Raw genomic sequence first — 16,198 nt, 5'->3', positions numbered from 1 at the left:
CTCATAGTTGTCTCGTTTTATTGTTGATACTTACGTTACTCGGTTTACTTGCTGCATTGGATAAAGTGGCTGTTGTATATTGACAGCCTAACCTGTGCGCTTGCGAAAGCGCATGTCCTTTTTCTTGTCCTCCACTACTGCTACGATAGCCATCACGTCCTCCGGCTTGTAGTAGGTCTTGTGGCTGATTTGCGTATAAGCCAAAGTTCCGTTGTCCCGAAGCGTCTGCACTGTCCGTGGGCAGATGTTGAGCGTCTGACACACGTCCTGCGTGTCGAGCCACTTGTTCATGGTCTTGTCCTCACTGCGCTCACGGATTCTGTCCATGCGCTTCACGAAGTTCTCCAACTGGGCATCAAGATAGTTGAATGCCTCTTCCTCGAATACGATGAATCCCATACTTTTCTTTTTTCTAAGTTAATACTATGTTATATGTCGCAAAGCTCCACGCATATGCTGTGCTCCACGTTTGTGAGTGCAAAGATAAGGCACGGCAATCTAAAAACAAGCGTTTTCAATTTCTGTGGCAGTATGTTGCCGGGGTTTGCCGACTTCAACGCCAAAAACAACAAGAAAAACTTGCACGACTGCAACGAATACATGAACAATGATGAGTTGAGAAATACGTTGAAGTTCTCACAACTATCTCGGTATGCAAATAAGCAAGCCACAACTAAATTGCCACGTTACACCCAATCAGTTGCATGGCTGCACTCAGTACACTTACTTTGCACCCGACAATCGGTCAATGGTGCAAACCGTGACCACTATACTAACAAATAAAACAGCATAAGCTATGGCAAGAACAAAAGATGCAGTCTTGGCTCCTGGGCAAAAGGAGCTGATGGAAAAAGAGTATTTGGATTTTGTTAAACCATCTACGTATGGCAACAAAGCCAATCCAAGTAGTTGTAATTCTCTCTATGATGATGTAGAGAACCCAGAGTTGAGAGCAATTGTAGAGAAAGTTGCTGCAACAACTCCCTATAGAGAGGAAACATCAACGAACGAGGCTCAATCGCCACCGAATCCGCAGAAGCGCATCAGTGGCAAGCAGCGCAAGGCGACATTGGAGGAGTATCAGCAGACCTTCCTCCAAGTTCCAAGGATTGACGACCGCAAGCCAGTCTTCGTCAGTTCCGATGTACGAGACCGTCTTGATCGTGTCGTCCGCATCCTCGGAGGGAGGCGCATGAGCGTATCGGGCATCATCGAGAACATCGTGCGCCACCACCTAAGCCTTTATGAAGAGGACTTCGAGGCTTGGCGCAAATTGTGAGAATTAAGGTCTGCGACCTTGGACGTGGATAGCTGAAAGGCTGTAGTTCCAACTAACGTGTTCTGAGAGGGAGCGAGGTTATGTTTTGGGAACCCCAAAACGCCTCGCTCCACCATGAGGGCGGAGGAATTTTGCTCCCAACGGTCGCAGAAAGTGAGTGTACCAACTGTAAACAGTATATCGAATGGCAAGCATACATGAACAAGACAAGAGAAAGGGCGGAAGACCGCCCACAGGCAGGGTTCGCAAGCTGTCGAAGTCTGTCACGGTGAAGTTCTCGAAGCCAAGCTACGAGGCTTTGAGACTGAGGGCGAGAAAAGCCAACCGCAAGTTGGCGGAGTACATCCGTGAGTCCGCCTTGAATGGCGAGGTGGTGAGCGGACACAACACAGAGACGGTTGCCATTGCCAAGAACCTCATCGGTATGGCTAACAACCTCAACCAACTTACCAAGCTGTCGCATCAGAGAGGTTTCCATGAAACTCATGTGTATGTGGTGGACTTGTTGAGAAGATTGAAAGCAATCCTTGGCGAGTATCGCCAAGCAAGTTATAAACCGAAGCCAAGCAGTATGGGCAGAAAGGAGGATACCACATGATAGGCAAGCTAAAGAAAGGTGCATCCTTTGGTGGTTGCGTCCGCTACGTGACAGGCAAGGACGAGGCGAAAATCCTTGCATCCGATGGAGTGTTACTCGGCACGAATGCCGAGATAGTACAAAGTTTTGAGCTGCAAAGACAGCTAAATCCAAGGATTAAGAAGCCTGTGGGACACATTGCACTCAGTTTCAAGCCCGAGGACAAGCCACGTTTGACGGATGAGTTCATGGCTAAGATAGCCCTTGAATACATGCAGATGATGGGGATAAAAGATACCCAATTCATTATCGTAAGGCATCACAACACGGACAATCCACATTGTCATATCGTGTATAACCGCATCAACAATGAGGGCAAACTCATATCAGACACCCACGATTACAGGCGTAATGAGCAGGTGACCAAGGCTCTTAAATCCAGGTATGGATTTACTTACGGAACGGACAAGAGCAAGACTAACACTCGCAAATTGCGCAATGCCGAGCGAGCGAAATATGAGATTCACAATGCAGTCAAAGATGCATTAAAAGTTGCAGATAGCTGGCAGAAGTTCAAGAATGAACTTGCAAAACGAGGTGTTCACTTAGAGTTTGTCTATAAGGATAAGGAGCGAACCAAGGTACAAGGCATCCGTTTCAGCAATGATGGATATAGCTTCAAGGGTACGCAGATTTGCAGAGAATGCAGCTTTGGCAAGTTGGATGCAAGACTTGGCACAGAGTATAATCGTGTATCGCCAAGAGCCGAATCTATGCAGGGAGGACAACCAAGTTGTCACCAAGTAGAACAGACTCAACCAACGACAGAACATACCCAAGACCCTTGGAGTGGTATTTCTTCCATCGGCTTGTTTGCTCCGTCTAATGCCCAAACTTATGAGCCATTCCCAGAGGATGAATCCGCCAAGAAGAAAAAGAGGAAACGCAGAAAGGGCTTCAGCCTTTGATGCAAGTTACAAACTTAAAATTAGAATCGAACATGAAAGAAGAACTATTGGAAGCCATCTACGGCACAGTTGAGAGATTGGAGCAGAAAGTCGATGAACTTTCTGCCTCCACAAAGAACGCAGGAGCAGAAAACGTTCCTGCAAGTAATGACATAACCAAGTTGGATAAGTCAATCAATGCGATGTTTACCAAGGAAGAGGAAGTCAGAGGTAAAATATCCAAATTAAGAGATGCCATTGTTGTTTTTGCTGACCTTATTAAGGTTGAACTTGGCAAAAAAGAGCAGCGAAACAAGCTCTTGGTAGATGCTGTCAAGCAGATGAAACAAGAGCATACTGTCACCTCGAAGGCATTGCAGGAAAAACTTGAAGTAATGAACAAATCACCTCAAAAGAAGGTTGTAACCCATCGCTTCGAGCCAACCTCAAAGAATGTTCTTCTTTTCATAGGTGGCTTGGCTCTATCTCTTGTCATTTCCATTTGGGGCAATCTCACCCAATGGCGAGAGCACCAAGATTGGGAGGAGGCAGACTTGAAGTATAGGGCATTGAAGATGGTGCTTCCATCTAACGACCCGAACATTCGCTACATCGAAAAACATTTCAATGTCCAACGAGACGAAGACATAATTGATAAATTAAAAACCCAAGTTGATGTGTATGAAGATTCCGTCTATCACTACCACAAAATGGTTGAGATAGCATCATATAAAGATAGTATAGCAAGACAACTTATTGATGAATCAAATAGAATAAAGATGCAAGTAAACCGTAAAAAAAAGTAAGTAAAAATGCTATTTTTGTATTATTATGCAAAGTGTAATCACGTATAACATAGTTTAATGTAGTTTAAATATTCTCTGAAAATTACTTTGTTTCAAAAAGTCTTCATATCTTTGCACTCGGAATACAAAATAATGCAAATAATTGCAGTTTGCTTTCGTTTTGGTACGATTGTTCCAATAACCTTTGTGCAAGGTTGAAACAACTCAGACCTTACTGAGAAAAATTAAAGGCATCGACAACACGGTGATGCTTGTTGGTTAAAAATACATTCTTATAAAAATACAGACAATGAAAAAGAATGAAATTGAAGATTTACTTCTCTCTGAAATGGAAGAGGTAAATGGTGGCAGTGGTTCTAGCACTTGTGTTTGTGATTATGGTGGAGCTGGCGAAACTATCGTGTATCCATCAGTTCCAGATGAACCTGGAAAAGGTTGGGTGGAATGTTAAAATGTGGGTATGCCAGGAGTAACTTTCTATAATTAGTTGTGCTACTTTTGACATGCCCTTTAAAATATTGTATTATGAACTATATAAGATTAAATCCTCAATATATTATTCGCAATGAAAAATGTTGTTCGTATATTGTAAAATTGGAACAACAAGTAGATAATGACGTACAAGGAAATTCTGGGAATATCTTTGTCGTACCACCTGTAGTAGGATTTATTATATCTGAAATTGGTAAAAATACTACGACAATATCATTGCAAAAAATTTCTTTGTCATTGGGTATAGATATTGCCAAAATTGAATATTTTGTGAATAATTTAATCGGTAAAAATGAAAGTAGGTTTACTTATAAGTATCAAACATTTGTTATTCCCGCTCATTTATTGGTTTATAGTATGTTGCCAGACGAACGTAAATATTACTTTGAGCAGGGATATAGTCCATTTGACAAATTCATTAACAAGCGTCCTACAGTGCCTTTCAATGTTAGCATTATGGTGACAACGGCATGTAACACCAATTGTATTTATTGCTATGCAAAACGTAGTAAAAACCTTTCTATGCCATTACAAAAAATAGAAAGAATTATAGATGAATGCCATAAAATTGGAGTTTCTAACATAGCTTTAACTGGAGGTGATATTTTTGCACGTAAAGATTGGAAAGAACTTCTTGGATATACATTAAATAAAGGGTATTATCCATTTCTTTCGACAAAGACACCGTTGACAGAGGATGATGTTAAGTTGTTAAAGGGTATCGGTATTGACAAAATGCAATTTTCTTTAGATTCAATTGATGGCGGCATCATACAAGTAATGGTTGGTGGCTCTAAAGCATATGTTGAAAAAGTAAAGAAGATGTTTTTGTATTGCCAACAAAATGGCGTGTCTTTAAATGTCAGAAGTGTTATAACTATCCATAATGGAACTGTTGAAAATTTCAAAGAGTTGTATGATTTTTTGTCTCAATTCGAAAATATTATTGATTGGGTAATAACTCCTGCATTTTATTCTGAGTTTAAGGAAGAATACAAAGACTATACACCAAGAAATGAGCAATTGGCATCTATTTCATCATATGTAGATGCTCAAAAGAAACATTTCCCAATCTTTTTAAATAAAATAAATAAGTGTGGGTATCAGTTGAAGAGATTTAAGACTGTTAACGAGTTTGTAAGTAACAATCAAATATGCCATGCAGGAAATTATATGCTGTCTATTTTGACTACAGGAATATGCACACCTTGTGAAATGCTTTATGACAATCCAGACTTTGTTCTTGGGAATATATATAATTTCCCATTAAAAACAATTTGGAATTCACCAAAAGCATTAGAGATATGTACATTTAGTCAAATTGAAAAGAGAGACACAAACTCTCCTTGTAAGCATTGCAAAGTTATTGATATTTGTCGCAAATCTATAAATAGACGTGTATGTTTTGTCGATATATCTAAGACTTTAGGTAAAGGCTATTTTGATTACCCAGACCCAAGATGTCCAAATTCTACCGTGACAGGTTATATTTTATAGCAAAACTGAAATATGAGATATTTTGTAGTTTTTTTAATTTACATAAGTTGTAATCTTGCTTGTATTGCACAAAGCATAACAGGAAAAATTGTAGATGAGCAGGGAAATGCAATACAATTTGCCAATGTTGCTATGCTACAATCAAAAGATTCTGTATTTGTTAAAGGTGTTGTTAGTGATGAAAATGGCAGTTTTATACTTAATACGCCTCATCAAAATGGAATTGTCAAGGTAACATGTATAGGATATAGGACTGTTTTCTTAAATGTAACTGATGATAATCTTGGTGTTATTGTTTTAAAAGAGGAATCTATGACATTAGGAGATGTCATCGTAAAATCTTCTTTACCCAAGAGTAAGTTGAAGAATGGGGCTGTTATCACAACCGTGGCTGGCTCAATATTGGAAAAAACGGGAAACATATACAATTTGCTTGACCGAATTCCCAATGTCACTACGCAAAACGGGAAAATCAATATCTTTGGAATTGGTGAACCAGTGATTTACATTAATGGCAAAAAGGTTAGGGATAATACGGAATTGGACCGCTTGAACCCAGATGAAATAAGCACTGTGGAGGTAAAACAAAATCCGGGAGCGCAATATGCCTCAAATGTAAAGGCGGTTATACGTATCAATACGAAAAAAAGAACAAAAGATGGATTCGGATTTGAAACGAGGACATTTGGGAAAAATGATGAAAACTCAAGAATTGGTGGATATGAGCAACTGAACATAAACTATCAGAAGAAAGGTCTTGAGACATTCACTGTCTTGAAGATTAAAGACGCTGAAAGTTCAATCAAGCAAGATCTCGTTCAAAACACCTATGTCGACAATGTTTGGCATCAACGCAATGATATTAAGGGTAGCATAAGAAACAGGCAATTATATTGCGGACTAGGAGTTAACTATCAGATAAGCAATAATAGTTTTATAGGTGCAAGTTTCAACTTCAACCGCATGTTCAATAAAGCTGTAAGCAATATAGCGACAACCATATATAAAGATTATGCCTTCACGGAAGAATCCGCAAGTGACATAGCAAAACCAGGCAACATGAGCCTTGCAAGTAGTAACGTTTATTATATGGGGAAAATAGGCATCGTGGACATAAATTTTAATACCGATTGGCTTTGGGACAAAGATTTCTCCAAAGTAAATACCCTTGAAAGGTACCAAGAGTATGGAGGCGATTGGCAGGATAAAGCTGTACATACAAAAACAAATACCAAGAATGAGCTTTTTGCTTCCAAGCTGACATTGACTTTGCCATTTTGGAAAGGACAACTTTCTTTCGGAGGAGAATACTCTAATACTAACCGTAACAGTTCGTATGATGTTCAGCCTATGGGATTATTGGACAAACAGGATAACAGAATCAAGGAGGGCATGGCCTCTGTGTTTTGTGATTATACACGGAAATTCGGGCAATTGAGAGTCCTTGCGGGAATAAGGTATGAGAATACGGATTTTAATTATTATGAAGAAGGAAAAAGAATCCCCGAACAAAGTAAGAGGTATGGGAATCTCCTTCCTTCATTATCATTATCCCTTCCGGTAGGAAAAACCCAAATGCAATTAAGCTATGGAGCTACAATAAAGCGTCCTTCATATTATGATATGCGGTCAGGAATAGGGTATGATAATCGTTATACTTATGAATCAGGAAACCCCTTCCTTGTCTCGGAAATAAGCCGTAACATTAATTATATGGTGTCTTACAAATGGCTTATGGCTGAGGGCATTTATACTCATGTATCTGATCCAATTGTGATGTTAACTCAGTCGTACAAGGACAATCCTAATATAGCGTTAATACAAAATGTGAATTGGAAACCATATAATCGTATCGGGGCTTCGCTTTCCGCAAGTCCCAAATTTGGAATATGGCATCCCTCTTTGCGTTTCCATTTCTTCAAGCAATGGTTTGACATGGAAACTCATGGAGGGCACGGTCTTGACAATCCAAAGATTACGGTGCGTTTTGATAATACTATAGATACTAAGTTCTGTACAATCTCCCTGTTGCTAACAGCGCAGACTAAGGGTGACGATGAAACTTCTTATATGTACCGTAATTATTTCAGCTCGAATTTATCAATATATAAATCGTTTCTGAAAGGAAAAATGGTAGTGTTCTTTTATGCTAATGATTTGCTCGGTACAGGGAATATGCATAGTAAAATGTACTCCGGAAGTATGCGAGAAATAATTCATCATGATTACTCAATAAGTGAATATTCTCTAACTATCCGATATAGATTTAATGTGGCAAAAAAGAAGTATAAAGGTACAGGGGCAGGACAAAGTCAAAAAAGTAGGATGAGTCTATAATGTTCAAAAATGAGAAAAATAACAATAATATTTCAACACGACTCCATGCAATGTGGCATAGCTTGCTTGCAGATGGTATGCAAATATTTCGGCAGAGAATACTCTTTGGATTCTTTGTCGAAACTTTGTTTTGCCACCACGGAAGGTGTTTCCATGCTTGGCATTAATGAAGCTGCCAACACGCTTGGATTGCATACGATAAGTGCAAGGGTAACCACTACTATGTTAGGTAAAGCCCCTTTGCCTAGCATCCTTCACTGGGACCAAAACCATTTTGTAGTCTTATATAAGGTCAAGAAAGGCAAGAAGTTTTATGTAGCTGACCCAGGAAAAGGATTGGTAACTTATGGCTTGGATGAGTTCAAGCAACATTGGATAAGCACGAAATCTAATGGCGAGGACAAGGGCATTGCCATGTTCTTGGAAACCACTCCTGCTTTCTTTACCTATAAGATGGAGGACGAAGAACACATCAAAGAGAAGAGGTCTTTCCGCTTTCTCCTTGGATATGTGAGGAAATATCGTAAGTATTTCGGACAAATTATCTTGGGTCTGGTAGTCGGAAGCCTCCTGCAGCTTGTCCTGCCATTCCTTACCCAATCTATCGTGGATGTCGGTATCAAGAACCAAGATATAGGTTTTGTTTGGCTGATACTCTTGGGGCAGTTGATGCTTACAATCAGCCGAACGGCAATAGACTTTATCCGCAGATGGTTGTTGCTTCACATATCCTTACGCATCAACATATCATTGGTAAGTGACTTCTTCATCAAGCTATTGAAACTGCCTATGTCTTTCTTTGATACGAAACTCATGGGCGACTTGATGCAAAGAATGAACGACCATACCCGTGTGAACAACTTCCTTACGCAGCAGACGCTCAACATCACCTTTGCCGTGCTAACCTTTGTGGTATTCTCGGTGGTACTGTTCTTCTACAACAAGTTGGTGTTTACCATCTTTTTGTTGGGAAGCATCCTCTATGGTGCATGGATGACCTTGTTCTTGAAGCGGAGGAAGGTGCTTGACTATGAGTTGTTCGAGCAGCAAGCCATCAACAATAACAAAACTTATGAGTTTATCACCTCTATGCAGGAAATCAAGTTGCAGGATTGTGAGCAACGTAGAAGATGGGAATGGGAGGACACACAAGCTGAGCTATTCGGCGTGCAGATGAAGTCGCTCAAACTCCAACAGACACAGGAAGCTGGAAGTATTTTCATCAACGAGGTGAAGAACATCATCATCACGGTAGTCGCTGCAACTGCCGTGATTCATGGGCAAATGACACTCGGTATGATGCTTGCCGTGCAATACATCATCGGACAGCTCAACTCGCCTGTGGAGCAACTGATGAACTTCTTCTATTCTCTGCAAGATGTGAAGATTAGCTTGGAGCGAATCAACGAGATTCACCAGATGGATGATGAGAATGGAAAGGAAGGCTTGCTAACTTCTATTAAAGATAAGAATGAGGGCATTGACATCAAGAACATCATGTTCAAGTACGACCCACATGCTTTGCGCAAAACCATAGACGATGTGAGCATTCACGTTCCGCAAGGTAAGGTAACAGCCATCGTTGGTGCATCTGGCAGTGGAAAGACCACCCTCATCCGTTTGATGCTTGGTTATTATCCTGTCTTGGAGGGAAAAATCAACATTGGAAATACTGACATCAACAAACTCAACAAAAAGTGGTGGCGCAGACAATGTGGTGTTGTCATGCAGGATGGTGTTATCTTCTCGGAGAGTATCGCTAGAAATATTGCTGTTGATGATGGCGATATAGATAAGGAACGGTTGTTGAAAGCTGCCGAGATTGCTTGCATCAAGGATTACGTGATGGCTTTGCCTCTGAAGTTCAACACTAAGATTGGGCGTGATGGCGTGGGACTGAGCCAAGGACAGAAACAGCGTATCTTGATAGCAAGGGCGGTGTATAAGAATCCCGACTACATCTTCCTTGACGAGGCGACCAACTCGCTCGATGCCAACAATGAGAGAAGCATCGTAGAGAACTTGGATAAGTTCTACAAAGGAAAGACGGTTGTGATAGTGGCTCATCGCCTAAGTACGGTGAAGAATGCCGACCAAATCGTGGTCATCGACCATGGCAAAGTGGTTGAGGAAGGTAACCATGAGTCTTTGACCGCCAAGCGAGGGGCATACTATAACCTTGTGAAGAATCAGTTGGAATTGGGAAACTAAAATGCTTTTGATATGGAACAGAAAGAAAAAGAATCAGAAAATATCGAGTTGAGAAGCGAGAAGGTAAGGAACGTGATAGGCAAGGTTCCTCCTCGCCTCGTCAGCTTGGGAACGGTTGTCATTACGATAATAGTCCTTGCCCTCGCAGTTGCTTTCTACAAGATACCTTATCCTATATCCATAGATGCTAAGGGTGAGGTCATCAATCAAAGAATAGTGCAAGTGTTTGTGCCATATAAGTATTTGTACCTTTTCGATGAGCCAAGGACAGCTCATGTTTCTTTCGAGGGCAACGACAATGCATCTTATCACTGCGACATCATAAGCCATAATGCCAAGCTCATACATAGGGATGATGGCAACTATTTTATGGCTACAGCCACAGTGAGCACACAGAGACAAAAGTCCCCTGTGTTGCAAAAGTACATGAAAGCCGATGTCAGAATCATCGTCAGCAACAAAACGTTATGGCAGCAGGTATTCGGATAAGCTATATCCGAATACTGCTGTTTGTTTTTGGATGCATATTGTGTTGGTAAGCATCAGATTTTACGCAAAAGTTCTAATTTCCATAAAATTCCTCTTGTAAATCATTGGATATTTAGAAAAATATCGTATCTTTGCCCCCGAATTGAGGCGTTCTTTGCATATTGCAAAATACAGAAACGAGCAGAAGTCCGCTCGTTTCCATATTGTTACCTATATTATATAGGCAAACGCCCAACTTCTTGATTTTCAATCAAAGTCCAATTTAGAGCGAGTTAGCTTTATTAATGTATTTTTGCCTTTATTATTGCTTGGTAAGCAGGAATGGAAGCGCTGTTTAACCGTCTCTTATGTAGAGTCTTAGCCATCATTTATGGCAAGCCCTGGTCATCATTTGTGGCAAGCCTAGACCATAAAAGAAGCCCCTGCTTTGAAGCAGAGGCTTGCATTTATCTCGATACTGGGAATACGTAATATTCTCTATCTACATCAAAATCCACTACCCATTGGTCGATAATCACGTTATCATCCAATGCCTTGATTTCGATGGTGTGGTTGCCGCTAGACAGCGTAACATAGAAATTCTTGAGGGATTGACCCCTCCAATGGTCGAATTTCCATTCCTTTGAATTGAAAATTTCCTTCATCTGGCACACTACCGGCTCGGCACGGTCTATGCTCACGCTTACCCTCATATTCTTCACATTTTCCAGATAACATGGTATTACAGCCAGCGTAAATCTTGCATCCCCTCCATTTCTGCTATAGAAAGTATAGTTGAGCGTTGCTCCCTTAGGCAGTTTAACGGCCTTGTTGCTGTGTCCCAGGAGCGGAATCAGTCTGATGCGTTCAGCGTCTTTTCCCTGGCTCTGAGGGGCGTTATAGCCCTTTTGCCACTCATAGGCATTCTTGGCGATGATGTCGTTGGTGTAGCTAGAGAGCGCGAGGAAATCGGTATTCCGGTTGAAGGCATCTGCCATCAGCGATTTGATTTCGTTGGCTCTGAGCGTGCCCGGCAGCTGTGGAGCCTGCATCTCTGAACTTTTGACGTTGATGAAGTTTGCCCATTTCCCCTTGCCAATCCTTGCGTAATAGGCATTGAGCTGCTTCAGCGTATTGTAGGCATTGAGGCTGACGGCTGCTGCTGCCTTCGCTTCATCGTCCTTGTAGAAAAGTCCCGGACGGGCGATATGGCGGGCTTCCTGCGCCTCTAATTCCTTCTCAGCGATAAGGGCTGCAGAGAAGATAGGATACTTCACAATCTCGAAGAAACCGTCTTTCTGACCGGCTGGCAGGGTGCGCTCGATGGCTGCAGCCTTCGCCTTCAGCTGGTCGAAATAGTAGAGATGGCGCTCCAGCTCATTGCCGAACTCTCCCGAATGGAATTCCGTATCGCCGTAAGGCATGATCATATAAGCCGGCTGGCGGATGCTGGTAAGGCGATAGTATTCTTCCATCAGAGGCGCGATTTTCTTGCCTGTAGCGGCTCCAAAAAGGTTGCTGAGCCAATTGTCCAGATAGCTCTTGCAATCCCTTGTCAGCGCATTTTTATCCCATGCCAGCTCCATCATCATCGACAGTTGCAGCGATGCTGTCAGCGGATTGGATATGTTGGCTATCCAGGCGCAATCCTCGTCGTTGTGGACTGTAGAGCGGTGCGATTTGTCACGATGACCGCTCTTGGTCTCCAGGTAATCCCTGTTGTTCAGCATTTCGAGCAGCAGTCCCGGAGCCGTTTGTCCCATCTCCATCTGGTTGTTGTCGCAAACCATCTTCACGTTCTCGATGGTCTTTCTGCGCTTCTTCTTGTGCTTCTTGCCCGTCAGTTCCGTCACCTTGTAGTTGTCCGCCAGACAGATGTCAAAGCTGTCTACGACGGCTTTATTGTAGGCAGCATCGTGCATTCCGTCTACCTTCCAGAGGGTGTTGCATTTCAGTCTCAGCATCAGTCGTGCGATGCGGCTATAGTTCTTCGTGTTCATCCATTGGCTTCCGTTGAGCGCCAGTCCTCTGAATTCTATTCTCGGAATCTCCAGCCATTCCTGCTTGGAAGGGGTAGAGATGGAGCTGTGTGGCTGAGGCTGAAGGTCGTGCCACGCCATGAAGGGAGTGACGCCAGCCAACTGAGACAGCTGCATGATGGCGTAGGCGGTGCCTCGGGCGTTGCTTCCTACCACGATGAGGCGGTTCTTCCTCACGCCGATGTAGAAGGCGTCCTTGGCGGTTATGAACTGATGCAGCGGAATCTTGAGCTTTTCAACAGCCGAAAACTCCTTGTTCGAAAGTAAATCGAGCTGATAAATCTGTATCGGAGCGTTCGATTTCTCTCTAGCTTCTAAGCCGGTAACTGCTTTCATGTCGTTGGCAAACTCTCTGAGCGCTATTTTCACAACGGGTGCTGTCGTGGCGTTGATGGAGTAGGTCACTCTGCCGTTGCTGTCGGTCCAATAAACCTTTGGGGCAACGGCCTGTGCTTCTGTTTTCTTGCTTCTGTTTGAGGTTAGGGCATTGACAGGAAGGCAAGAGAAGCAGGCCAAGGTCAATGCAGCACCTATAATAATCTTTTTATAGTTCATTTCTTTGCGTTTTAAACGGGTTGGTCGTGGATAAGTGTGAAATCTCCACATTTCTCCAATCTGCAAAGATACATAAAAGTGTTTAATATCTGAAATTATTTAGTTTTTATTTGCTTATTACATTATTTATTGTTACTTTTGCACAAATAAACAGAAGAATTATGACATTATATCCGAAATTAATAGAAGAGGCTCTTGCTACGGTCATCTATCCGGGTACGAAGAAGAACCTCATCGAGAGCGAGATGCTGGCTGATACGCCTAGCATCAATGGTATGAAGGTGAAGGTGGTTTTGCTTTTCCCTCGTGATACTGATCCTTTCCTGAAGAGTACCGTGAAGGCGGCTGAGGCTGCCATCCATTATCATATCTCCAAGGAGGTTGAGGTGGAGATAGTTACTGAATTCAAGTCGGCTCCTCGTCCTGAGGTGGGAAAGATGCTGCCACAGGTGAAGAACGTCATCGCTGTAAGCTCCGGTAAGGGTGGAGTAGGCAAGAGTACTGTTTCTGCCAATCTCGCCATTGCACTTGCCAAGTTGGGTTACAAGGTGGGTTTGCTCGATACTGATATCTTCGGTCCTTCCATGCCTAAGATGTTCGGTGTTGAGGAGGAGCGTCCTTATTCTGTTCACAAGGACGGAAGAGACCTCATCGAACCTATCGAGAAATATGGTGTTAAGCTCCTGAGTATCGGCTTCTTCGTAAGTCCTACTACGGCTACCTTGTGGCGTGGCGGTATGGCTTGCTCAGCCTTGAAGCAGTTGATTGCTGATGCTGACTGGGGCGAGTTGGATTACTTCATCCTTGATACCCCTCCTGGCACAAGCGATATTCATCTTACCCTGCTCCAGACGCTTGCCATCACGGGTGCGGTTATCGTAAGTACTCCTCAGCAGGTGGCTCTGGCTGATGCCCGTAAGGGTATTGACATGTATCAGAATGACAAGGTGAACGTGCCTATCCTCGGTCTTATCGAGAACATGGCTTACTTTACTCCTGCCGAGTTGCCTGAGAACAAGTATTATATCTTTGGTAAGGAGGGATGCAAGAATCTTGCCAAGGAGATGAACGTGCCATTGCTCGCCCAGATTCCTATCGTCCAGAGCATCTGCGAGGGTGGAGATGATGGTGCTCCTGCTGCAACCAAGGTTGATTCCATCACCGGTCAGGCTTTCCTGAGCCTTGCCCAGAGCATCGTGACAGTAGTGAACCGCAGAAATGCCGAGAAGGCTCCAACCAAGATTGTAAGTACACACCAGTAGTAAATATCCTATTTGATAAGGGTATAAAATAAAAAGCTAGGATTGCCCTCAAGCAGTCCTAGCTTTATTTTTATCAGAGGAGTTAACAGGTTAACAGTTAACAGCTGTTTTTTGCATGGTCACCCCTGGCGTCCTGCCGGATTTGCAATCCGGCATTAAAAAATGTCCTAACCTATTAGGCTCTGCGGATTTGCAATCCGCAGCAAAGGAGTATGCTTTACCTTATGTTGGGGGATTGTAAATCCCCGGTTTAATAGGTCGAACCTTTTTTTTACGGCGGATTTCAAATCCGCCGGGACGCCTGGCGGGGTTGCGCTCTTGACACACCCTCTTTTTTCTCAGGAGTTAACAGGTTAACAGTTAACAGCTGTTTTTTGCATGGTCACCCCCGAAATTATCCATTGTACATTATCCATTCTCCACGATTTCTTCCGCCTCATCCTCTTCTTCTGCTACTTCAGCTATGAGGTTAGCCTTGAGTCTTGCTGATCTCAGTTGCTGCCTGAAAACCAGGCAGGTAGCGAGAAAATAGACGCCCGTCTGTATCCAGAGCGCCCTGAATTCCGGAAGAATATCAGCAAGAGATGCTCCCATACTGCTGATTCTGAGGAATCCCCGGATGCCGAAAGTGGATGGGAAAACCCACGAAAATCCTTGCCAAAAGCCCGGAATATTGCTCTGTGGCCATGAAATTCCCGTCATAAAAAGCAATGGAACGGAGGTAAATACCACCAGAAGCATCACGTTTTCACGATATCTTACCAGACATGACAGCATTAAACCGAAGAAAATGCACGATAGGATATAAGGCAAGAGGAAACCAAGAATGGTGGTCCACGTTACCATGCTGACAAATCCGAACAGTTTCGGAACTACCAGCGTAAGATACATTCCCATCACGGCATAAACCATGAAATAAACCATCGCCTTACCGAAAACGATGCGGAAAATACCGCCATAATGCTTGCTTACCGGTATCAGTTCGCGATTTCTGTTCAATTCTCTTGATGTTCCTGCCGCCATTCCGATGCCCAACAGCATGGTTTGCTGCAGAATCAGCACCAGAACACCCGGAAGAATCGCATTACCGTATCCCCCAGTGGTGTTGAATATCGGAACCTCATCAAACGCTAGTGGCTCGGTGGTAATCTCATCGTCTCTATCCGTGAATCCGCCACCTTTAGAAATCTGAATGCCCGAATTGATATGGCTTGCCACGCCTTGAGCCGTCTGATAAATCGCCTTATAGGTGAGCATCAGACTCATATCACAATAAACGCCCACATGCGCCTGTTCGCCACGATTCAGCTTGGTGTCGAAATCGGAAGGAATATAGATGATTCCATGCACAGCCTGCTTCTGTACCAGCAGCTTCGCCTCATCAAGACTGTTGCAGTAATACGTTGCCTTGGCATCAGGAGAGGCATCGTAATCCCGGATAAACTCGCGGGAAGTATGGCTGTGGCTGAGGTCGACAATCGCCGTATCCACCTCTCTCACCACCTCGTTATTATAAATCCACGAGTAGAGCAGCGGATAGCCCAGCGGCACCAGGATGCAGAAGATGAGCACACCCTCGTCACGGAACACATTGCGCATTTCCGTCTTCCAGATGAAGCACATGTCCCAGATGCCATTGATAATCTTATATAATAAACTACTTTTTAACATTGAACTCTTTTAACTTTGAACTTTGAACATTGAACTTTGAACTTTATGATTAGTAAA

13 protein-coding genes are annotated in these 16,198 nt (G+C 43.0%); 10 read left to right on the top strand and 3 right to left on the bottom strand.

Going from position 1 to position 16,198, the window contains the following annotated elements; all coding sequences use genetic code 11:
* Nucleotides 1–87: 87 nt before the first annotated feature.
* The gene (locus tag F7D73_RS03055; RefSeq protein WP_008656559.1) at nucleotides 88–399 is read right to left on the bottom strand and encodes a helix-turn-helix domain-containing protein; all 312 of its coding nucleotides are present in this window, start codon (nucleotides 397–399) and stop codon (nucleotides 88–90) included.
* A 397-nt stretch (nucleotides 400–796) separates the two neighbouring features.
* On the opposite strand from F7D73_RS03055, the gene F7D73_RS03050 reads away from it, so the two are divergent.
* From F7D73_RS03050 to F7D73_RS16150, 9 genes are all read left to right on the top strand, one after another.
* Entirely contained in the window at nucleotides 797–1,279 is a 483-nt protein-coding gene (locus tag F7D73_RS03050) for a DUF3408 domain-containing protein (RefSeq protein ID WP_117892707.1), read from the top strand.
* Between the two features lie 184 nt (nucleotides 1,280–1,463).
* On the top strand, nucleotides 1,464–1,877 hold the full coding sequence (locus F7D73_RS03045; protein ID WP_153122234.1) for a plasmid mobilization protein: 414 nt from the start codon (nucleotides 1,464–1,466) through the stop codon (nucleotides 1,875–1,877).
* Nucleotides 1,874–2,824: a relaxase/mobilization nuclease domain-containing protein gene (locus F7D73_RS03040; protein ID WP_153122233.1), complete on the top strand. Its 951-nt coding sequence runs from the start codon at nucleotides 1,874–1,876 to the stop codon at nucleotides 2,822–2,824. Before F7D73_RS03045 ends, F7D73_RS03040 begins: the two co-directional genes overlap by 4 nt.
* Nucleotides 2,825–2,856: 32 nt before the next feature.
* A complete protein-coding gene (locus tag F7D73_RS03035) occupies nucleotides 2,857–3,609 on the top strand; it encodes a hypothetical protein (RefSeq protein ID WP_153122232.1) in 753 nt (250 codons plus the stop codon).
* Between the two features lie 289 nt (nucleotides 3,610–3,898).
* Nucleotides 3,899–4,060: a hypothetical protein gene (locus F7D73_RS03030; RefSeq protein WP_153122231.1), complete on the top strand. Its 162-nt coding sequence runs from the start codon at nucleotides 3,899–3,901 to the stop codon at nucleotides 4,058–4,060.
* 74 nt (nucleotides 4,061–4,134) lie between these two features.
* On the top strand, nucleotides 4,135–5,598 hold the full coding sequence (locus tag F7D73_RS03025; protein ID WP_153122230.1) for a radical SAM/SPASM domain-containing protein: 1,464 nt from the start codon (nucleotides 4,135–4,137) through the stop codon (nucleotides 5,596–5,598).
* A gap of 12 nt (nucleotides 5,599–5,610) precedes the next feature.
* Nucleotides 5,611–7,935 (top strand): TonB-dependent receptor domain-containing protein, encoded by a 2,325-nt coding sequence (locus F7D73_RS03020; RefSeq protein ID WP_153122229.1) that lies wholly within the window; start codon nucleotides 5,611–5,613, stop codon nucleotides 7,933–7,935.
* 9 nt (nucleotides 7,936–7,944) lie between these two features.
* Nucleotides 7,945–10,146, top strand: a complete 2,202-nt coding sequence (locus F7D73_RS03015) for a peptidase domain-containing ABC transporter (RefSeq protein WP_153122228.1) — start codon at nucleotides 7,945–7,947, stop codon at nucleotides 10,144–10,146.
* Nucleotides 10,147–10,158: 12 nt separating this feature from the next.
* On the top strand, nucleotides 10,159–10,635 hold the full coding sequence (locus F7D73_RS16150) for a hypothetical protein (protein ID WP_228117615.1): 477 nt from the start codon (nucleotides 10,159–10,161) through the stop codon (nucleotides 10,633–10,635).
* Nucleotides 10,636–11,081: 446 nt separating this feature from the next.
* Here the strand turns inward: F7D73_RS16150 and F7D73_RS03005 are convergent, their stop codons facing one another.
* Complete coding sequence (locus F7D73_RS03005; protein ID WP_194256831.1) at nucleotides 11,082–13,208, bottom strand: glycosyl hydrolase 115 family protein; 2,127 nt, start codon at nucleotides 13,206–13,208, stop codon at nucleotides 11,082–11,084.
* Nucleotides 13,209–13,369: 161 nt separating this feature from the next.
* Between F7D73_RS03005 and F7D73_RS03000 the strand changes: the two genes are divergently transcribed.
* Nucleotides 13,370–14,470 (top strand): Mrp/NBP35 family ATP-binding protein, encoded by a 1,101-nt coding sequence (locus tag F7D73_RS03000; RefSeq protein ID WP_153122226.1) that lies wholly within the window; start codon nucleotides 13,370–13,372, stop codon nucleotides 14,468–14,470.
* Between the two features lie 408 nt (nucleotides 14,471–14,878).
* Here F7D73_RS03000 and F7D73_RS02995 read toward each other — a convergent pair whose 3' ends face one another.
* Nucleotides 14,879–16,141, bottom strand: a complete 1,263-nt coding sequence (locus tag F7D73_RS02995) for an ABC transporter permease (protein ID WP_153122225.1) — start codon at nucleotides 16,139–16,141, stop codon at nucleotides 14,879–14,881.
* Nucleotides 16,142–16,198 lie beyond the last annotated feature (57 nt).

This window comes from Segatella copri (assembly GCF_009494395.1).
Taxonomy (GTDB): Bacteria; Bacteroidota; Bacteroidia; order Bacteroidales; family Bacteroidaceae; genus Prevotella.
Note: the sequence above shows the minus strand (reverse complement) of the source record. Positions and strands in the feature narration are given on the sequence as shown.

Bases quoted from the DNA above. Each gene is read 5' to 3' on its own strand.
- F7D73_RS03055 (WP_008656559.1), bottom strand. From the start codon at position 399: ATGGGATTCATCGTATTCGAGGAAGAGGCATTCAACTATCTTGATGCC.
- F7D73_RS03050 (WP_117892707.1), top strand. From the start codon at position 797: ATGGCAAGAACAAAAGATGCAGTCTTGGCTCCTGGGCAAAAGGAGCTG.
- F7D73_RS03045 (WP_153122234.1), top strand. From the start codon at position 1,464: ATGGCAAGCATACATGAACAAGACAAGAGAAAGGGCGGAAGACCGCCC.
- F7D73_RS03040 (WP_153122233.1), top strand. From the start codon at position 1,874: ATGATAGGCAAGCTAAAGAAAGGTGCATCCTTTGGTGGTTGCGTCCGC.
- F7D73_RS03035 (WP_153122232.1), top strand. From the start codon at position 2,857: ATGAAAGAAGAACTATTGGAAGCCATCTACGGCACAGTTGAGAGATTG.
- F7D73_RS03030 (WP_153122231.1), top strand. From the start codon at position 3,899: ATGAAAAAGAATGAAATTGAAGATTTACTTCTCTCTGAAATGGAAGAG.
- F7D73_RS03025 (WP_153122230.1), top strand. From the start codon at position 4,135: ATGAACTATATAAGATTAAATCCTCAATATATTATTCGCAATGAAAAA.
- F7D73_RS03020 (WP_153122229.1), top strand. From the start codon at position 5,611: ATGAGATATTTTGTAGTTTTTTTAATTTACATAAGTTGTAATCTTGCT.
- F7D73_RS03015 (WP_153122228.1), top strand. From the start codon at position 7,945: ATGAGAAAAATAACAATAATATTTCAACACGACTCCATGCAATGTGGC.
- F7D73_RS16150 (WP_228117615.1), top strand. From the start codon at position 10,159: ATGGAACAGAAAGAAAAAGAATCAGAAAATATCGAGTTGAGAAGCGAG.
- F7D73_RS03005 (WP_194256831.1), bottom strand. From the start codon at position 13,208: ATGAACTATAAAAAGATTATTATAGGTGCTGCATTGACCTTGGCCTGC.
- F7D73_RS03000 (WP_153122226.1), top strand. From the start codon at position 13,370: ATGACATTATATCCGAAATTAATAGAAGAGGCTCTTGCTACGGTCATC.
- F7D73_RS02995 (WP_153122225.1), bottom strand. From the start codon at position 16,141: ATGTTAAAAAGTAGTTTATTATATAAGATTATCAATGGCATCTGGGAC.